Source organism: bacterium, from assembly GCA_035295165.1.
Classification (GTDB): domain Bacteria; phylum Sysuimicrobiota; class Sysuimicrobiia; order Sysuimicrobiales; family Segetimicrobiaceae; genus JAJPIA01.
In genome coordinates this window covers 25,690-41,816 of record DATGJN010000103.1, presented here as the reverse complement: position 1 = coordinate 41,816, position 16,127 = coordinate 25,690, and the positions used below count along the sequence as shown (strand labels likewise).

At 69.3% G+C, this 16,127-nt stretch carries 14 protein-coding genes; 8 read left to right on the top strand and 6 right to left on the bottom strand.

All coding sequences use genetic code 11. The annotated features are described in order from the left end of the window. Window positions 1-280: 280 nt before the first annotated feature. A complete protein-coding gene (locus VKZ50_17535; protein ID HLJ61529.1) occupies window positions 281-1,519 on the top strand; it encodes an MFS transporter in 1,239 nt (412 codons plus the stop codon). A 56-nt stretch (window positions 1,520-1,575) separates the two neighbouring features. Here VKZ50_17535 and VKZ50_17530 read toward each other — a convergent pair whose 3' ends face one another. Continuing rightward, window positions 1,576-1,986, bottom strand: a complete 411-nt coding sequence (locus VKZ50_17530) for a hypothetical protein (GenBank protein ID HLJ61528.1) — start codon at window positions 1,984-1,986, stop codon at window positions 1,576-1,578. Between the two features lie 306 nt (window positions 1,987-2,292). Here VKZ50_17530 and VKZ50_17525 point away from each other — a divergent pair, with 306 nt between their 5' ends. From VKZ50_17525 to VKZ50_17505, 5 genes are read left to right on the top strand one after another with little or no spacing between them, the layout of a single operon-like run. Then, complete coding sequence (locus VKZ50_17525; protein ID HLJ61527.1) at window positions 2,293-2,961, top strand: CerR family C-terminal domain-containing protein; 669 nt, start codon at window positions 2,293-2,295, stop codon at window positions 2,959-2,961. Continuing rightward, window positions 2,958-4,223: an HlyD family efflux transporter periplasmic adaptor subunit gene (locus VKZ50_17520; protein HLJ61526.1), complete on the top strand. Its 1,266-nt coding sequence runs from the start codon at window positions 2,958-2,960 to the stop codon at window positions 4,221-4,223. Before VKZ50_17525 ends, VKZ50_17520 begins: the two co-directional genes overlap by 4 nt. Further along, window positions 4,220-6,208, top strand: coding sequence for an ATP-binding cassette domain-containing protein (locus tag VKZ50_17515; GenBank protein HLJ61525.1), 1,989 nt, complete (start codon window positions 4,220-4,222; stop codon window positions 6,206-6,208). The genes VKZ50_17520 and VKZ50_17515 overlap by 4 nt, the downstream gene beginning before the upstream one ends. Window positions 6,209-6,211: 3 nt before the next feature. After that, window positions 6,212-7,318: an ABC transporter permease gene (locus VKZ50_17510; protein HLJ61524.1), complete on the top strand. Its 1,107-nt coding sequence runs from the start codon at window positions 6,212-6,214 to the stop codon at window positions 7,316-7,318. 9 nt (window positions 7,319-7,327) lie between these two features. Further along, the gene (locus VKZ50_17505) at window positions 7,328-8,497 is read left to right on the top strand and encodes an ABC transporter permease (GenBank protein ID HLJ61523.1); all 1,170 of its coding nucleotides are present in this window, start codon (window positions 7,328-7,330) and stop codon (window positions 8,495-8,497) included. A 117-nt stretch (window positions 8,498-8,614) separates the two neighbouring features. On the opposite strand, the gene VKZ50_17500 is transcribed toward VKZ50_17505, so the two are convergent. Together VKZ50_17500 and VKZ50_17495 are read right to left on the bottom strand one after the other, a co-directional pair. Continuing rightward, on the bottom strand, window positions 8,615-9,199 hold the full coding sequence (locus VKZ50_17500; GenBank protein ID HLJ61522.1) for a dienelactone hydrolase family protein: 585 nt from the start codon (window positions 9,197-9,199) through the stop codon (window positions 8,615-8,617). Continuing rightward, window positions 9,178-9,351 (bottom strand): hypothetical protein, encoded by a 174-nt coding sequence (locus VKZ50_17495; protein ID HLJ61521.1) that lies wholly within the window; start codon window positions 9,349-9,351, stop codon window positions 9,178-9,180. Before VKZ50_17495 ends, VKZ50_17500 begins: the two co-directional genes overlap by 22 nt. Before the next feature lie 197 nt (window positions 9,352-9,548). Between VKZ50_17495 and VKZ50_17490 the strand changes: the two genes are divergently transcribed. Continuing rightward, entirely contained in the window at window positions 9,549-10,838 is a 1,290-nt protein-coding gene (locus VKZ50_17490; protein ID HLJ61520.1) for a M28 family metallopeptidase, read from the top strand. Between the two features lie 41 nt (window positions 10,839-10,879). On the opposite strand, the gene VKZ50_17485 is transcribed toward VKZ50_17490, so the two are convergent. Next, window positions 10,880-11,401, bottom strand: coding sequence for a GNAT family N-acetyltransferase (locus VKZ50_17485; GenBank protein HLJ61519.1), 522 nt, complete (start codon window positions 11,399-11,401; stop codon window positions 10,880-10,882). A 16-nt stretch (window positions 11,402-11,417) separates the two neighbouring features. Continuing rightward, entirely contained in the window at window positions 11,418-13,733 is a 2,316-nt protein-coding gene (locus VKZ50_17480; GenBank protein HLJ61518.1) for a molybdopterin guanine dinucleotide-containing S/N-oxide reductase, read from the bottom strand. 181 nt (window positions 13,734-13,914) lie between these two features. Between VKZ50_17480 and VKZ50_17475 the strand changes: the two genes are divergently transcribed. Then, on the top strand, window positions 13,915-14,895 hold the full coding sequence (locus tag VKZ50_17475; protein ID HLJ61517.1) for an alpha/beta hydrolase-fold protein: 981 nt from the start codon (window positions 13,915-13,917) through the stop codon (window positions 14,893-14,895). A gap of 72 nt (window positions 14,896-14,967) precedes the next feature. Here the strand turns inward: VKZ50_17475 and VKZ50_17470 are convergent, their stop codons facing one another. Further along, window positions 14,968-16,080, bottom strand: coding sequence for an FAD-binding oxidoreductase (locus VKZ50_17470; protein HLJ61516.1), 1,113 nt, complete (start codon window positions 16,078-16,080; stop codon window positions 14,968-14,970). Between the last annotated feature and the right edge of the window lie 47 nt (window positions 16,081-16,127).

Sequence of the window (16,127 nt, the reverse complement as noted above, 5' to 3'; positions counted from 1 at the left end):
CGTTGAATCTGTTCTTGATAGCGGCCGGAATCGCCGCAGTGACGATCCACATCATCCTCTTGCGTCGAGCGAAGCACCGGCTCGGCTTCTAACGCCTGATCCTCCCGCCCAGCGCCAGGGCGTCCGAAGATTCGCCGCCGGATATTGAACCGAGATCCCGCATCGTCATTGGCCCCCAGGCAAGTTCAACGGCAAGACCCGGATAGAATGAGCGCGCGGACGCTCGCATAATGGCGACGTGGCTTCGGCCACGAGACCTGTCGTGGGAGGTCCCGCCGTGATGCGCTCGCAGTTCGTCCTTCGCTTTCCGGTCGCGTTCAACCGCCTGGCCTGGTCCAACGTCGCCGCGCAGTCGGCCGACCAGCTCGGCCTGGCCGCCGCACCCATCGTCGCCGTGCTCGCGTTCGGCGCCGGAGCCGGCGAGACGGGTCTCCTCCAGGCGGCGCAGACGCTGCCGTTCCTGTTGCTGTCCTTCCCCGCAGGGGTGTTGGCCGACCGCATCTCTCGCCGCCACCTTATGGCGTCCGCCGAGGCGCTGCGCGCCGTCTCCCTCGTTGGGATCCTGACAGTCGAGGTGTTCCACCGATTGAGCCTGCCGACACTGGCGCTGCTGGGCTTCACGGGCGCCGCGGGGACGGTCGCCTACAGCGTCGCCGCTCCGTCGCTGGTGCCGGCGCTCGTGCCGCGCGAGGCGCTCGCCGCGGCGAACGGGCGGTTGGAGCAGGCCCGCAGCACGGCGTTCGTCGCCGGCCCCGCGCTGGCCGGCACGCTGATCGGATGGACCGGCGCCGCCCCGGCGTTTGGGTTCGCCGCCGCGCTCTCCATTTGCGCTGTGCTCTTGCTCGCCGGACTTCGCGAACCAGCTCGGCCGGCGCTCCCGCGCCGTCACTTCTGTCACGGCCTGCGCGAGGGCGGCGTGTTCGTGCTCAGCCATCCGCTGCTCCGGCCCGTTCTGCTGACCGCCGTGGTCTTCAACACCGCGTTCTTCGTGCTTCAGGCCGTGTACGTGCCGTATGCCGTCCACCGGCTCGGCCTCTCGGCGTCCGCTGTCGGGATCACGCTCGGTGCCTACGGCACCGGCATGGTCGTCGGCGCGATCTTCGCGGCACGCATCTCGCGCGCGCTCCCGTTCGGGACCGTCGTCGCGATCGGGCCGATGGCGGGGCTCGCTGCGGCGGGCGTGATGGTGCTGACGATCTGGGTTCCGTCGCCCCTCCTCGCCGGGATCAGTTTCTTCCTGATCGGCGCGGGCCCGATTCTCTGGACGATCAGCACGACCACGCTCCGGCAATCCGTAACGCCGGGAGACTTGCTCGGCCGGGTCTCGGCGGTCATCACCACGGCGACGTTCGGCGCCCGGCCGATTGGGGCCGCGATCGGTGCCGCCGCGGGCGGCGCGTTGGGAACGGACGCCTGCCTCCTCATCGCGGCGCTCGGGTTCCTCGTCCAAGCGGTCGTAATCATGACCTCACCCGTGCGGCGCCTGGCGCGGCAACCGGAGCTGCACGTGGCCGTGTAGCGGCACAGGCCGGTGCGGACCGTCGGCATCGGGCGCCGGCCGCGCCGTTCGATGCCTCACTCATCGAACACGCGCAGGCGCGCCAGCAGTCTCTCCGCGCGCCGGGCGATCGACTTCCGTTTCTCCCGGCGGTACCGTTGCAGGCGTCCGATGAGATTCCGGCGCAGCACTCGGTCCTTGGCTGCGAGCGTTGCGAGCGTTTCGAGCGCGTAGTTGGTCACGATCCAGTCGGTCGACTCGTCGAGGGTGCGTTTCAGCAGGCGGACCGCGCGGGCTCGCTGACCTGGCCTGAGCGCGAGCCCGCCCAGCATCTGCGCGAGGTGCCACTGCACCGAGGGCTGTCTGACCTCGGACACCTTGGTGAGCAGTCGCTCCACATACGGTTGCAGCAGCTCGGGCCGGTCCCGGCAGACCTTCTCGAGCGCGTCCCCGGCCCGCATCCGGACGATCTCGTCCCGGTGCAGCACGCAGCCAAACAGCTCGCCAGGCGGCGCGGATCTTTGCGCGCGAGCCGGACGACCGCAGCGACGCGGCCGAGTGACCTCGGATCACCGCCGGCAAGCACAAGTTCGAGGGATGGCCGCATCGCGGCCGTGCCCTTCCGCACCGGCCCGCCGAACGCCTGCGCACCACCGGCATCGCGACCAGGGCGTCCGCGGGCGCCGGCATCGGGGAAGAATGTTATCGGGGCCTTGACGGGATCAAACACACGATTTAAACTGATGTTTGAAATGAAAGACACAGTCGATCGCTCACGGTCAGACCGAGGGACGATGCCCGTCCGCGTCACCTCCGACGGCACCCGCGAGAAGCTGCTCGAGGCCGCCGAGCAGATCTTTGCGGAGCGCGGGTTCTATGGAGCCACGGTGCGTGAGATCTGTCTGCGCGCGGGGGCCAACGTCGCCGCGGTCAACTATCACTTCGGCGACAAGGTCACCCTGTACACGGAGGTGCTGCGGAGATTTGCCCGCACCCTGGACGTCGAGCGCCTCATCGCCGATCGTGCGGTGCCCCCGGAAGAGCTCCTCCGGAAGATCCTGCGGATGAGACTCCGCGGGGTGTTCGGCTCGGACCACCCGGACTGGGCGTTTCGAATCCTGATGCATGAGTGGGCACAGCCGACCCCGGCGATGGACCGCGTGGTGAACGAGACCCTGCGGCCGCTCTACGACCGCTTCCGGGAGATCGTCGGCACGATCCTCGGGCTGCCGCGGGACCACGAAACGACGCGGCTCTGCGTCCACAGCATCATGGGGCAGGCCGTCCACTACGTCCAGGGGCGGCCGCTCCTGGCGCGGTTGTGGCCGGAGCTCAAGATGACGCCGGGCCGGGTCGACCGGATCGCGGATCACATCGCCGACTTCTCGCTCGCGTATCTCCGCGCGTTCAAAGCGGAGCACGGGCGGACGACGCCGGCGTCACGAGGTAGGACGCGGACATGAGCGCACACGACGCCGCCCAAGTGCCTTCGCAGGCGCCGTCGGCGGAATCCGGTGCCGCGCGGGCACGCACACGCCCCCGCCTGCTGCCTCTCATCCTGCTCGCGGTGGTGGCCGCCGCCGGGGTATTCGTCTGGCGCACGTTCTTCGCTCCGCCTCTGGTGCCGGACGGGATCGTCACCCTGAGCGGCCGCATCGAGGGCGACGACTCCGCGATTGCACCGAAGGTGGCCGGGAAGATCCTGGAGATCCGGGTGCGAGAAGGCGACACGGTGCACGCCGGCGACGTCATCGCAGCGCTCGACGACAGTCAGATCCGGGCCCAGGAAGACCAGGCCCGGGCGGCACTACGGAACGCGGAAGCGCAGGCGCAGTCCGCGCGGGACCAGATCGCCGTGCTCCAGGAGCAGTTGGAGCAGAATCAGTTGCAGACGGCGCAGGCCGCCACCGACGCCCAGGGCCGGGTGCGGCAGGCGGAAGCCGAGCTCGCGGCCGCGGAAGAGAATCTCGCGCAGCAAAAGGCGGCCTACCAGATGGCGGCCTTCAACAAGGACGCGTACACGCATCTCGCGCAACAGGGCGCCGTGTCCGAGCAGCAGCGCGTCCAGGCCGTGACGGCCGCCGAGCAGCAGGCGGCCGCCGTCGCGGCGGCGCAGCGGCAGGTCGACTCCGCCCGCGGCGCCTTGACCACCGCACAAGCGAACCTCGCCAATCCCGGCATCCGCAGCGCCGCGAGCGCCACGGTGGAGAGGCAGATCGTGCAGCAGGGAGCGGTCGTGGCAAGCGCCGCCGCCCAGGTGGCGCAGGCGCGGGCGCAACTCGCCGAAGCAGAGGCGAACCGGCAGGATCTCGTCATCAGAGCGCCCTTCGGCGGGACGGTGATCACGCGTGCGGCGGAGCCAGGCGAGGTCGTGACGGCCGGCACGGCGATCGTGACCCTCCTCAACCTCGATCAAGTGTACCTCCGCGGGTTCGTGCCCGAGGGAGACATCGGCAAGGTCAAAATCGGTCAGCCGGCGCACGTGTATCTCGATTCGAATCCGAGTCAACCCGTCGACGCCTACGTGCTCCGGATCGATCCACAGGCCACGTTCACGCCCGAGAACACGTACTTCCGTGAAGACCGGGTCAAGCAAGTCGTCGGCATCAAGCTGCAACTCCGCGGCGCGTTCGGGTACGCGAAGCCGGGGATGCCGGCCGACGGCGAGATCCTCGTGTCGGGCGGCGACTGGCCGAAGGGTTGGAAGGGCTGGCACAGCCAGTGATCTCCGGCGCGCCGCCCGGGCTAGACGCGCGCCCGCAGGCGGCCCGGACCGCGGTGATCCACGTCGCGGACCTCTGGAAGCGCTACGGCGCCGTCGAGGCGGTGCGCGGAGTCGGCTTCGAGGTGCGGCAGGGCGAGATCTTCGGGCTGATCGGTCCCGACGGCGCCGGCAAGACGTCGACCTTCCAGATCCTCGCCGGGGTGATGGAAGCCACGAGCGGCTCGGCCGAGGTGTTCGGCCGGCCGGCGCGCGCGGCGCGCGCCGAAACGGGCTACCTGACGCAGACGTTCAGCCTGTACCCAGACCTGACGGTCAGGGAAAACATCCGCTACATCGGTGACCTGCGTCACGTCCCCGCACGCGAGATCACAGCACGCGGCGACCGCTATCTCCGGATGTTCGGGATGGACCAGTTCGCCGGGCGCCTCGCGGGGCAGCTGAGCGGTGGGATGAAACAGAAGCTGGCCCTGGCGTGCGCGCTCGTGCCCGAACCGCGGGTGCTGCTGCTGGACGAGCCGACGACCGGCGTGGACCCGGTCTCGCGTCGCGAGTTCTGGGATACGCTCGCTCATCTTGCGGCCGAGGGCCTAACCATCCTCGTCGCGACCCCGTATCTCGACGAGGCCGAGCGATGCCACCGGGTCGCGCTGATGTACCTCGGGGAGATTCGCGACATCGGCACGCCGGCGGACCTGCGGGGGCGGCTGCACGCGCAACGCATCGAGCTCCGCACCACGCGGTTGAACGAGGCCGAGCGCGTCCTGTCCGAGCTCAACGGACCGGACCGCGCGATCGTCGACGTCCAGCGGTTCGGAGACCGGCTCGACGTGCTCGCCACGGAGACGGAAGAGGCGCGGCGTCTGCTCGAGGACGCGCTGCGCGCCGCCGGCGTGGCGTTCGAAGACGTTCGGGTGGACGCGCCGACCCTCGAGAACACCTTCGTGGCAACGCTGCGCGGTCTGGGGCAGGAGCCGCACGCGGCGCCCTTTCCCGCTCGCCACGACCGTGGTGGGTTGCACGACCAGGTGGCGATCGGGGGCACGAACCTGACGAAACAATTCGGCGCGTTTACTGCGGTCAACAACGTCCACATCCAGGTGCGGTACGGCGAGGTGTACGGCCTGCTCGGCGCCAACGGCGCGGGGAAGACGACCACGATCAAGATGCTCTGCGGCCTGCTAGCGCCGACCCACGGAGAGGTGCGGCTCGCGGGGGAGCGCGGCCGCGTCCGTTCGTCCGGCGTGCGGCAGCGGGTGGGCTACATGTCGCAGAAGTTCTCCCTGTACAACGACCTGACGATCGAGCAGAATCTTGAGTTCTTCGCCGGCGTCTACGGCGTGCCGCAGGGCGAGCGCGAGGAGAAACGGCGCTGGGTCCTCGCGTTCTCGGGGCTGGAAGGCAAGGAGCGGGAGCTCACCGGAAGCCTCCCCGGGGGCTGGAAGCAGCGCGTCGCGTTCGGCGCCGCCATCATGCACGAGCCGAGCGTGCTGTTCCTCGACGAGCCGACTTCTGGCGTGGATCCGCTCGCCCGCCGCGCATTCTGGACCATGATCAACGGCCTAGCCGACGCCGGCACGGCGATTTTGGTCACCACCCACTACCTCGAAGAGGCGGAGCAGTGCAACCGCATCGGCCTGATGGTGGCCGGGGAACTCGTCGCCGAGGGCTCTCCCGACGGGATCAGGCGCCGGCAGATGGCCGGCACCCATCTCCTGGAGTTGCGGGTCGATCAGCCGCAGCGCGCGGCGGACGTCTTGAAACAGCAGACCGAGGCCTGGCGGGTGTCGCTGTTCGGAGACCGGCTCCACGTCATCACGGACGAAGACGCCGAGCGCGCGACGCGGACGACGACGGACGTGCTGCGCGCGAACGGGGTGCGCGTGATCGACGCTCGCGAGGGACGGTTCTCGCTGGAGGACGTTTTCATCAGCGTCGTGGAGCGGGCGCGCCGCGACGGCAAGGTCGGCGGAGACGGAGGCGCGTGATCGATGACGCGGATGCTGGCGCAGGCCCGCAAAGAGCTGATCCAGTTCCTCCGGGACCGCCTCTCGCTCGCCTTGGCCCTCGTCCTGCCGGTGATCCTCGTGCTGCTGCTCGGCCGGGCGTTCTCGCTGTCGGTGACCGACGTGCCGATCGTCGTCCAAGACCTCGATGATTCGGCGCTCTCGCACGACCTGGTCGCGGCGCTCCGCGCTTCCATTACGTTCCACGTGGTGTCGTGGCCCGCCGACCGGCAGCCGGACCAGGCGTTGGTCTCGAACGCCGCCCGCGCCGCGCTGATCATCCCGCCGCACTTCGGCCGCGACATCGCGCGAGGCGTCCCGGCGCCGGTGCAGCTTCTGGTCGACGGCTCGGACGCCAACACGGCCCGGCTCGTGTCCGGCGACGTCGCGACGGTCGTGCAAGCCTACAACGCGAGCACGGCCGGAGCGACACGCCCCGCACCGGTGCAGACGGCGATCAGGTTGTGGTTCAACCCTGGGGAATCATCGGCCAAGTTCTACGGGCCGGGGATTTTCGTGATGGCGCTCTCGATGTTCCCTGCCCTCCTGGCCACGCTCGCGATGGCGAAAGAGGGCGAACAGAAGACGATTCTGCAAGTCTATGTGTCCAGCATCTCCGCGCACGAGTTCCTGCTGGGCAAGATCCTCGCGTTCATGGCCGTGGCGCTGGCCGAGACCCTCGTGCTGCTCGTGCTGTTGTTCACCAGCTTTGGGCTCAGTTTCGCCGGAGATCCCACGCCGTTTCTCGTCGCGACGGTGTTGTATGCGTTCTGCGTCGCCACGTTCGGCACGATGGTGGGCGCGGCGGTCCCCAATCAGGCGGCGGCGATGCAGGCCGTGGCGTTCGGGGGATTCCTGCTCGTGATGCTCCTGTCCGGGCTGTTGTTCCCAATCGCAAACATCCCGGCCGGTCTCCGCTGGATCTCCAACCTCGTCTGGGGACGCTACTACATCGAGGTCGTCCGCGACGCCCTCCTCCAGGGAGGCGGGTGGGCCGCCACGTGGTACAAAGTGCTGATCATCGGGCTGATCGGTGCGGTCTTCTACGCCGTGGCGTGGCGGACGATGCGCCGCATGCAGCTCACGGACTGACGGGCCGCCGTGAGGACGTTCATCCGCATCCTGTTCACCGGCCGGTTCCACGCCCTCGCCGGGAAGGAGTTCCGGCAGATCCTTCGCGACCGGCGCCTCGTTATCTCGCTGACCGTGGCGCCGGTCCTGCAGTTGCTGCTCCTGGGGTCGGTGCTGAACGCGACGGTCTCGAACGTGAGCCTGGGGGTCGTGGACGAGAGCCGGACGCCGGAGAGCCGCGAGTTAGTGGCCGTGCTGACCGAGAGCAAAAGCTTCCGCCTGGCAGGGTACTATCTTTCGGCCGGCGGGCTCGGAGACGCGATCAGCCGCGGCGTGGTCGATGCCGGCGTGGTGATCCCGTACGACTACGCGCGTGCTCTGGTGCGCGGTCGTCCGACCACCGTGCAGTTCCTCCTCAACGCGATGAACGTGAACACGGCGCAGATTAGCCAAGGGTACGCGGAAGGCGTCATTCAAACATACAACGCCGACCTTGCCTCGCAGGGGCTGCACCTGCCCGCACCGCAAATCGCAATCCAACCGGTGACGGAACGAGGGACGGTGGTGCTCGATCCGGCCTTCCTGTTCAACCCGGGCCTCGTGAGCTCGTGGTTCGTCGTGACCGGCGTGTTCGGCATGCTGTTGATCCTCAACGGCACCATCATTGCGTCCACGGTGATGCTGAAGGAACGCGAGTTCGGGACGATCGAGCAACTCCTGATGTCCCCGGCGAGCACGGCCGAGATCATCCTTGCCAAGATCGCGCCGGTATTCGTCCTGCTCTCCGCGATGGCGTTGCTCGCGCTGGGGCTGATTCGCGTCGCGTTCCAGGTGCCGATGCACGGCAGCGCGCTCGTGGTGTTGGGAGGCTCGGGCCTCTGCCTGTTCTCCGGCATCGGTCTCGGGACCCTGCTGGCGACCTTCACCCGGTCCGCGCAGCAGGCGATGTTGACGATCTTCTTCATCAACCCACCGCTCACGTCGCTCTCCGGAGCGTTGATGCCGGTCGAAGCTATGCCGCAGTGGATGCAACCGCTCACCGTGCTGAACCCGATCTATCACTTCGGCCGCATCACACGCGGCGCGATGATCAAGGGCAGCGGACTCGACGCCCTCTGGCCGAACTTCCTCGCGCTGCTCGCGTTCACCGTGGTGCTGGTTTCGCTCAGCGTCTGGCGATTTCGCAAACAGCTCAGCTGAACACCGCACCCGCACGGGCCGGAACCCTCTCGGCCCCGGCCCGCACCGTGACCTGCCCGCAACGCCGCAGCGCATCGCCGGTCAGCCCCGCGCACCCGGCGCGGGGCCCAAGAACGTCTAGCGCAGGGTGCTCGCGAACAACTCCGTCAGCTTCTGAAACGCACGTTCGGCTTGCGGCCGATTGTAGACCGGGTTGTCGGGCACGGTCCACCCGTGATAGGCACCCTCGTAGATCTCGCTCTCGTACCTCCCGCCCCACGCCTCGAGCGCGCGGTCCAGCTTGTGGATCGCTTCTTCCGGCATGCTGCGGTCCTGGACGGCGTGACCGAAATACAATCGGGCGTTCGTGCGCGGCAGCACGAGGTGCGGGCTCGCCGGAGTGTCGGTGAAGAGGCCGCCGCCGTGAAAGGACGCGGCCGCGGCCATTCTGCCGGGGCGCGCCGCGGCGGCGCGCATCGCCATAGCGCCCGCGAAACAGTACCCGACGACGCCCATGCCGCCCTCGCCGACGGACCGGTCGCCGGCGAGGAAATCGACGTAGGCCGAGACGTCGCGGTCCATCGCGTCGGGCGTCAATGGCGCTCTCAACTCCGCGATTCGCTTGGTTCGCTGCTCGTCTCCTGCGCCCGCAGGAAGGTCGAGCACCGGCGGCCGCCCGGTCCGATAGAACACATTGGGCATTAGCACGGTGTACCCGAGCACAGCCAGCCGCCGCGCCATGCCGCGGTGGGACGGGCGAATGCCGCCGATGTCGGTAAATGGATCACGCCGGGCTGACGGCGGCCGTCCTCCGCCCGATACAGGACCGCGTCGGTGGTTCCATCAGCCATCCGAATCTCGATCTCTTCTTCCATCTTCAAGCCTCCCGGGCCGACACGTCTCAGATCGATTCGCCCACCCCTGACGGCCGCGCTGAGAGAGTTCTTCCAGGACTCGCGATCCGCCTGTCGCCGCAGCACACCCGCGCGGAAGACGTGGCCACTCGCGCGCTGCGAAGCGCGATTCGGGAATGCTACACTAGGATCCACAGCTTCGCCGGGAGGCGATCGCGATGAAACCCACAGCCATCCGCGCCCAGAGAATCCCCGCGCGACTCGCGACCGGCATCGCAGCGCTGGTGGTGGCGGCCCTGCTCCCGGCGGTCCCCTCCGGCGCCGAGCTTCCGACGGCGGTGCTGGCGCGCGTGTCCGGAGCCCGTGCCTACCAGCACGTACTCGCGCTGGCGCAGAAGATCGGGCCCCACGTCGCCGGCACGCCTGAGGACCGGACCTCGGGCGAGTACATCGCCGGGCAGCTTGCCCGCGACGGGTACGCGGTCGAGTGGCAGCCGTTTCCGCTCTCGTATTTCGCGGTGCGTACGGTCTCGCTGGCCGTGCCCTCGCAGCCCGGTCTGGCGCTGCACCCGCACGTGCTGCAGCACTCGGGCTCCACGCCGGCGGCCGGCGCGACCGCCGAGGTGTTCGCCGCGGCGCTCGGCCGTCCCGAAGATTTCGCCGGCGGTGCGGCGGCGGGGAAGATCGCGCTCATCGAGCGCGGCGGCGCGACGTTCCACGCCAAAGCCGAGGCGGCGGCCGCGGCCGGCGCGGTCGGCGTCGTGATTTACAACACACAGCCCGGCGAGTTCGCCGGAACGCTCGGCGCTCCCATGAAGATTGCGGTCGTCGGCCTCTCAGGAGCCGAGGGGCAGCAGCTGCTGGCCGCGGCGCGATCCGGCCCCGTGACGATGCGCCTCAACGTGCAGGCCGCGGACGAACAGCGCACGACCTGGAACATCATTGCGACCAAACCGGGCACGCGCGACACACACCGGGTCCTGGTCGTCGGCGCGCACCGCGACACGGTCGAGGGTGCGCCGGGCGCGAACGACAACACCTCCGGCGTCGCCGTCGTGCTCGACGTCGCAGAGGTCCTCAAGTCTGTGCCGCTCGGCGACACGGTGCGGTTCGTGTTCTTCGGCGCAGAGGAAGAGGGGCTCTACGGCTCCGCGTACTACGTCGACCATCACGGCCCCGACCCGATCGTCGGGTTTGTCAACCTGGACATGGAGGGGGTCGGCCAACGGCTTCTGCTCTCAACGTACCACGGCAGCGACACGCTCGTGCGCACGGCCACACGCCTGGCGGGTGAGCTCGGGATCGCCGCGGCCCCGAGCCACGATGGCGGAAGCGACCACCTGAACTTCGAACGGATCGGGGTGCCGGTCGTATTCTTACTGCGGCCGGACGATCCCGACTACGACACTCCCAGGGACACCGTGGATCGCGTCGACCCCGCGCTGCTCGAAGCATCCGCGCGCCTGGCCCTGGCGATCGTCCTCGACGTCGCCGGCCCCGGACGCTAGCACCGGCGCACGTTCCCCGGTCAGAGACGCGCCGGGACGCGCTACGCCGGTTCGCGCGGTGCGGTCTCCGGACGCGTGAGCAGATAGGACGGGTGCCTGAGGCCGGTCGGCGGGTAGAACTCGTCGTGCGTGAAGCGCAGGCCGAGCTTCTCGAGCACCCTCCGCGACGCCGCGTTCGCCGGGTGGTGGCCGGCAAAGACGGCCGCGGCACCGAGCGTCTCGAATGCGAACGCGATAATTCCTCGCCCCGCCTCCTGCGCCAACCCCTGTCCCCAGTACGCTGGCCGAAAATGAAACCCCATCTCGTAGATTCGGTCCTCCAGTCGGTACGGTCGCAGTCCGCCGCACCCCACGTGCTCACCGGTGCGCAGGAGAAAGAGCGGCCAGTACTGGACGCCGTGGGTGCGCATCAACTCGATCTCCCGGGCGAGCTTCTCCTCCACCTGTGCGGGGGAGAGCGCGCCGCCGATGAACTGCGTCACCACGGGATCGCTCCACAGCGCGACCGCGACCGGCAGGTCGGCGACCACCCAGCGCCCGAACCCGAGGCGCGTGGTCCGCAGGAAGTAGTCGCGGACGTTACACCTCCGCGCGGCGCTCGACCGGGGGCGGGTCGAGCACCTTGATCGGCGGCACGGGACGGTTCCAGCGCTCGACCTCCACCAACGTCTGCTGGCCCGTGCAGCCCTGGGCCAGCCGCGACGTCCCCTTGTCGAGCGTCAGCACGTTCGGGTTTCCGTGCACGCACATCCACTCATCGCCGGCGGGGTCGAGGGGATCGTACCACGCTCCGGTCGACAGCTGCACGACCCCACGGCGGACGTCCTCGCTGACGACCGCGCCGGCGAGGCAGCCGCCGCGGTCGTTGAAGACACGCACCACATCCCCGGCCGCGATACCGCGGGACGCGGCGTCGGCGGGATGCATGCGGATCGGCTCCCGACCCTTGACCTTGGCCGCCTGGCTGAACGCGCCGACATCCAGCTGACTGTGCAGGCGCGTTCGGGGGTTGTTCGCGATCAGCACGAGCGGGAACCGAGCGGCGCGCCGAGACTTGAGCCACTCGACGGGCTCAAGCCACGTGGGGTGGCCGGGACAGTCGTCGTAGTGAAACCCGTGAACCGTCTCGGAGAAGATCTCGATCCGGCCGCTCGGCGTGCCGAGCGGCGATCCCGCCGGGTCACGCCGGAACGCGTCGAACAACACGACGGCTTCCTCGTGCGGCGGCACCTCCAGGTATCCCCCACGCCAGAATTCCTCGAACGCCGGCGGGTGGACCCCCGATCTGGCCATCGCCGCGCGCCACCCATCGTACATGTGCCGGAGCCACGCCTCGTCGCTGCGCCCTTCGGTGAACCGTTCACCGACCCCGAGGACGTTCGCGAGATCGGTTAAGATGTCGTAGTCGTTGCGCGACTGGGCGTGCGGCTCGAGCGCTTGGTGCATGGCCACGAGATACGGCTCGTTCCGCGACGCACCGATGTCGTTCCGTTCCAGCGTGATCGTCGACGGCAGGACGATGTCGGCGTGGCGGGCCATCGCGGTCCAGAACGGATCGTGCACGACGATCGTCTCGGCACGTCCGAGCGCCCGGCGGAGGCGGCCGAGGTCCTGGTGGTGATGAAACGGGTTGCCGCCGCACCAGTACACGAGCCGTACGTGAGGATAGGAGAGCCGCCGCCCGTCGTAGTCGAACGGCTCGCCCGGGTGGAGCAGCATGTCCGAGATCCGCGCCACCGGGATGAACGCGTCCACCGCGTTCCTCCCTTGAGGCAGGGCGGGCCACCCGCCGTAGAACGGCGCGCCGACCCCGTGCACGGACCCATATCCGAAGCCGAACCCACCGCCGGGCAATCCGATCTGACCGAGCATCGCCGCCAGCACGATGCCCATCCAGGGCACCTGCTCCCCATGATCGGCGCGCTGCAGCGACCAACTCACCGTCACGAGCGTGCGCCGGGACGCCATCCGGCGGGCGAGCGCGCGCACCACCTCCGCAGGGATCTCGGTGATCGCCTCGGCCCACTCAGGGTTTTTCGCCCGTCCGTCGTCGAGCCCGCGCACGTACCGCTCGAACCGCTCGAATCCCACACAGTACCGTGCGAGAAACGCACGATCGTGCAGCCCCTCGGTGACGAGCACGTGCGCGATCGCCAGCATCAGGGCGACGTCGCTCCCGGGCACGAGGGGCAGCCACTGCGCGTCCAGGAACGCCGGTAAGTCGTCGCGCAGGGGGCTGACGTGAACGAACTCCACCCCCCGCGACGCGGCGTCGCCGAGATGGTCACGCACGGTGTGGCGCGTCACACCGCCAGAGGCGACCGCGGTGTTCTTGAGCGGGATGCCGCCGAAGCACACGACGAGCTGCGTATGGGCGGCGATCACGGGCCACGAGGTGCCCCGGGTGATCAGATCGTCGTGGGTACCGATGACGTGGGGCAGGATCACGCGCGACGCGCCGAGGCTGTACGTATTGATCGATCGCGTGAATCCCCCGAGGCAGTTCAGAAACCGGTGCAGCTGGCTCTGCGCGTGGTGAAATCGCCCGGCGCTGGCCCAGCCGTAGGAACCGCCGTAGATCGCCTGAGGGCCGTGGGCCTCAATCACCCGCCGCAGCTCGGCGGCGAGCACGCGGATCGCGGTCGCCCAGTCGACCGGGACGAACGGCTCCGCGCCGCGGCGCTCGTCCGGGCCGGGGCCTCGGTCGAGCCAGCCCGCCCGGACCATCGGCTGCGCGATGCGGGTCCCGTGCCGAACGCTGTCCACGATGTTCTCCAAGATTGGCGATGGGTCGGGATCGAGGCGGAACGGGCGGATCTTCGTCAGGACGCCGTCGGTCACTTCCGCGTCGAAGGCGCCCCAGTGCGATGTGTGCGGACGCAGGTTGCGATCCATGCGATCGTGGCCTCCCGTGAGCATGCGACGGAGAAACTCATTCATCACTCGGGCGGGCTTCCCTGTCGGCCGTGTCGGGCGTTCCGCGACAGGGAGGCGGCCCCGCGCCGTCGGAAGAAACCTCCGGTGTCTCCGCGGGCACGCGGCAGGGAGCATGCCCCGGGAGCGAGGAGGCGGACCGATGATCGAGGTTGTCCAGATCGACAGCCGGCACCTGGCGGGCAATGTAATCGGCGATCCCGCGCGCCGAGACCTCGTAGTGTATCTGCCTCCGGGGTACGCACGGTCGGAACGGCGATTCCCGGTGGCGTACCTCCTCCACGGGTTCGGCCGGCGCGCCACGGGCTGGATCGAGGGCCCGCAGGTGCAAGGCGGGGCGCTCCGCCCGCCGATCGGAGACGTGATCGACGACGCGATTCGCAACCGCGGCGCCGAGGAGATGATCGTCATCATGCCGGACGGCTGGAGCCGCTGGGGCTGCAGCCAGTGGGTCGACTCGCCGGTCAACGGCAACTTCGAGCAGTACGTCACCCGCGAGATCGTGGCGCACGTGGATCGCACTTATCGAACGATTCCCGAGCGGGACAGTCGAGGCGTCTTCGGCATCTCGTCCGGCGGCCTGGGCGCCTGGCATCTCGGCTCGCGCAACCCCGACGTCTTCGGCGCGATGCTGCTCCTGTCCGCCGATTCGTACTTCGACTACACCCACAAGCCCTGGTTCTACCGCTTCTACAACTCGCGCTTCCCGGAACCGCCGAACGGCCCCATCAACGGCGACTTGAACTCGTGGTTCTGCTACGGGTTGGCGTCCTGCTACACGCCGAACGTGGCGAACCCGCCATTCTACGTGGACCTGCCGGTCGAGTTCCCGAGCGGCAGAGTCATCCCGGACCTCTGGGAGAAGTGGCTCAGCTACGACCCCGTCGTCTCGTGGCAGCCGCGGCTCGCGAACCTCCGCCGGCTGCTCGGCATTCGACTCGACGTCGGCTATCACGACGAGTTCGAGCTCCACTACGGGCACCGCATGCTGAGCCGCCACCTCGCCGACGCCGGCGTGCGCCACGACGTCGTGGAACACGACGGCACGCACGGGAGCCGGCTGTTCGAGCGGATCCAACAGTCCCTCGTCTGGTTCTCCGGCGTGCTCACGACGGAGCAATGATCGCGCGCGGCCCGGCGGAAGCCCGGATGACGCCCGGCCGCCCGTCGAGTCACGGCGTGCGCCGGGCCGCGCTCAAGAGCGCTCCGCCGAGAATCGGCCGGGCCGGAACGTCGCCAGCCGGGCGTCCTCCCGGTCCAGCACGATCTCGTCCGCGATGATCGTCCCGAGCGCCGGCGCCATTGTGACCCCACTGTGGGTCACCGCCAGATAATATCCGGTCACGCCCGGCAGCGGCCCCACCGCCGAAAACCCGTCGGCGGGATACGCACGGGTCCCGATGCGCACCGCCTCGGGTCCCACGCCCTCGATCCCCGGGAGCAGGCGCGCGGCCCGGCGGACAATGTCAGCGGCCGGCTCGAGCGCGGCGCTCGGGAGCGTCTCCGGCGTCATCATCTCGTCGGTATCGTCCGCCTGCACCATGAGGCGCCCCCCGCCGTCGGGCCGAACCTGACAGCATGGCGCGTGGACAACGACCCGCAGGCGCACCGGAACGGGGGGCGTGATGGCGAGCAGACCCATCGTGGGCGCGAGCGGGATGCCGAGCCCGACCTCCCCGGCGACGTCGTTCGCCCATCGGCCGGCGCAGTTGACGACGCAATCGGCGTCGTGCCTCTGTCCGCCGCCCGTCGTGACGCCAACCACGCGCTCGCCCGTGCGACGGATCTCCCGAACCGGCTCGTGCACGAGGAGGCGGGCGCCCGCGCCGATCGCCGCCTCGACCATCGCGTGCGCGTACACGACCGGATCGAGCCATCCTTCCTCGGGAAAATACGCGATGCTCGCGCCGCGGAGCGGCCCGGGATCGATGTCGGGCTCGAGCTCGCCCAACCGCCGCGCGGTGATCTCCTCGGCCGCATACCCCCACTCGCGCAGCCGCGCGATGCGCCGCCCGAGCGCCGTCCGTGCGGCGACGTCGACGGCCCACTCCACGTTGCCATCCCGGTGCCACCATGACATCCCGGGGAACTCCTCGCGGAGCGCCTCGTGGGCGCGCAGGCCCGCAGCGTTCAGCTCATGGTACGAACGGGGCGGCTTGTTGTTGGCGTTGATCCAGGCGAGGCTGGCGGACGACGTGCCGCTCCCGACCCAGCGCGCCTCCAAGATCGTCACCGATGCCCCGGCCCGAGCAAGTCGATACGCGACGGACGCCCCGACGATCCCCGCGCCGATCACCACGACCTTCACCGCTCCGCACCTCCAGGCACCTGTGTGCCCCGTCCATCCCGGGCTCC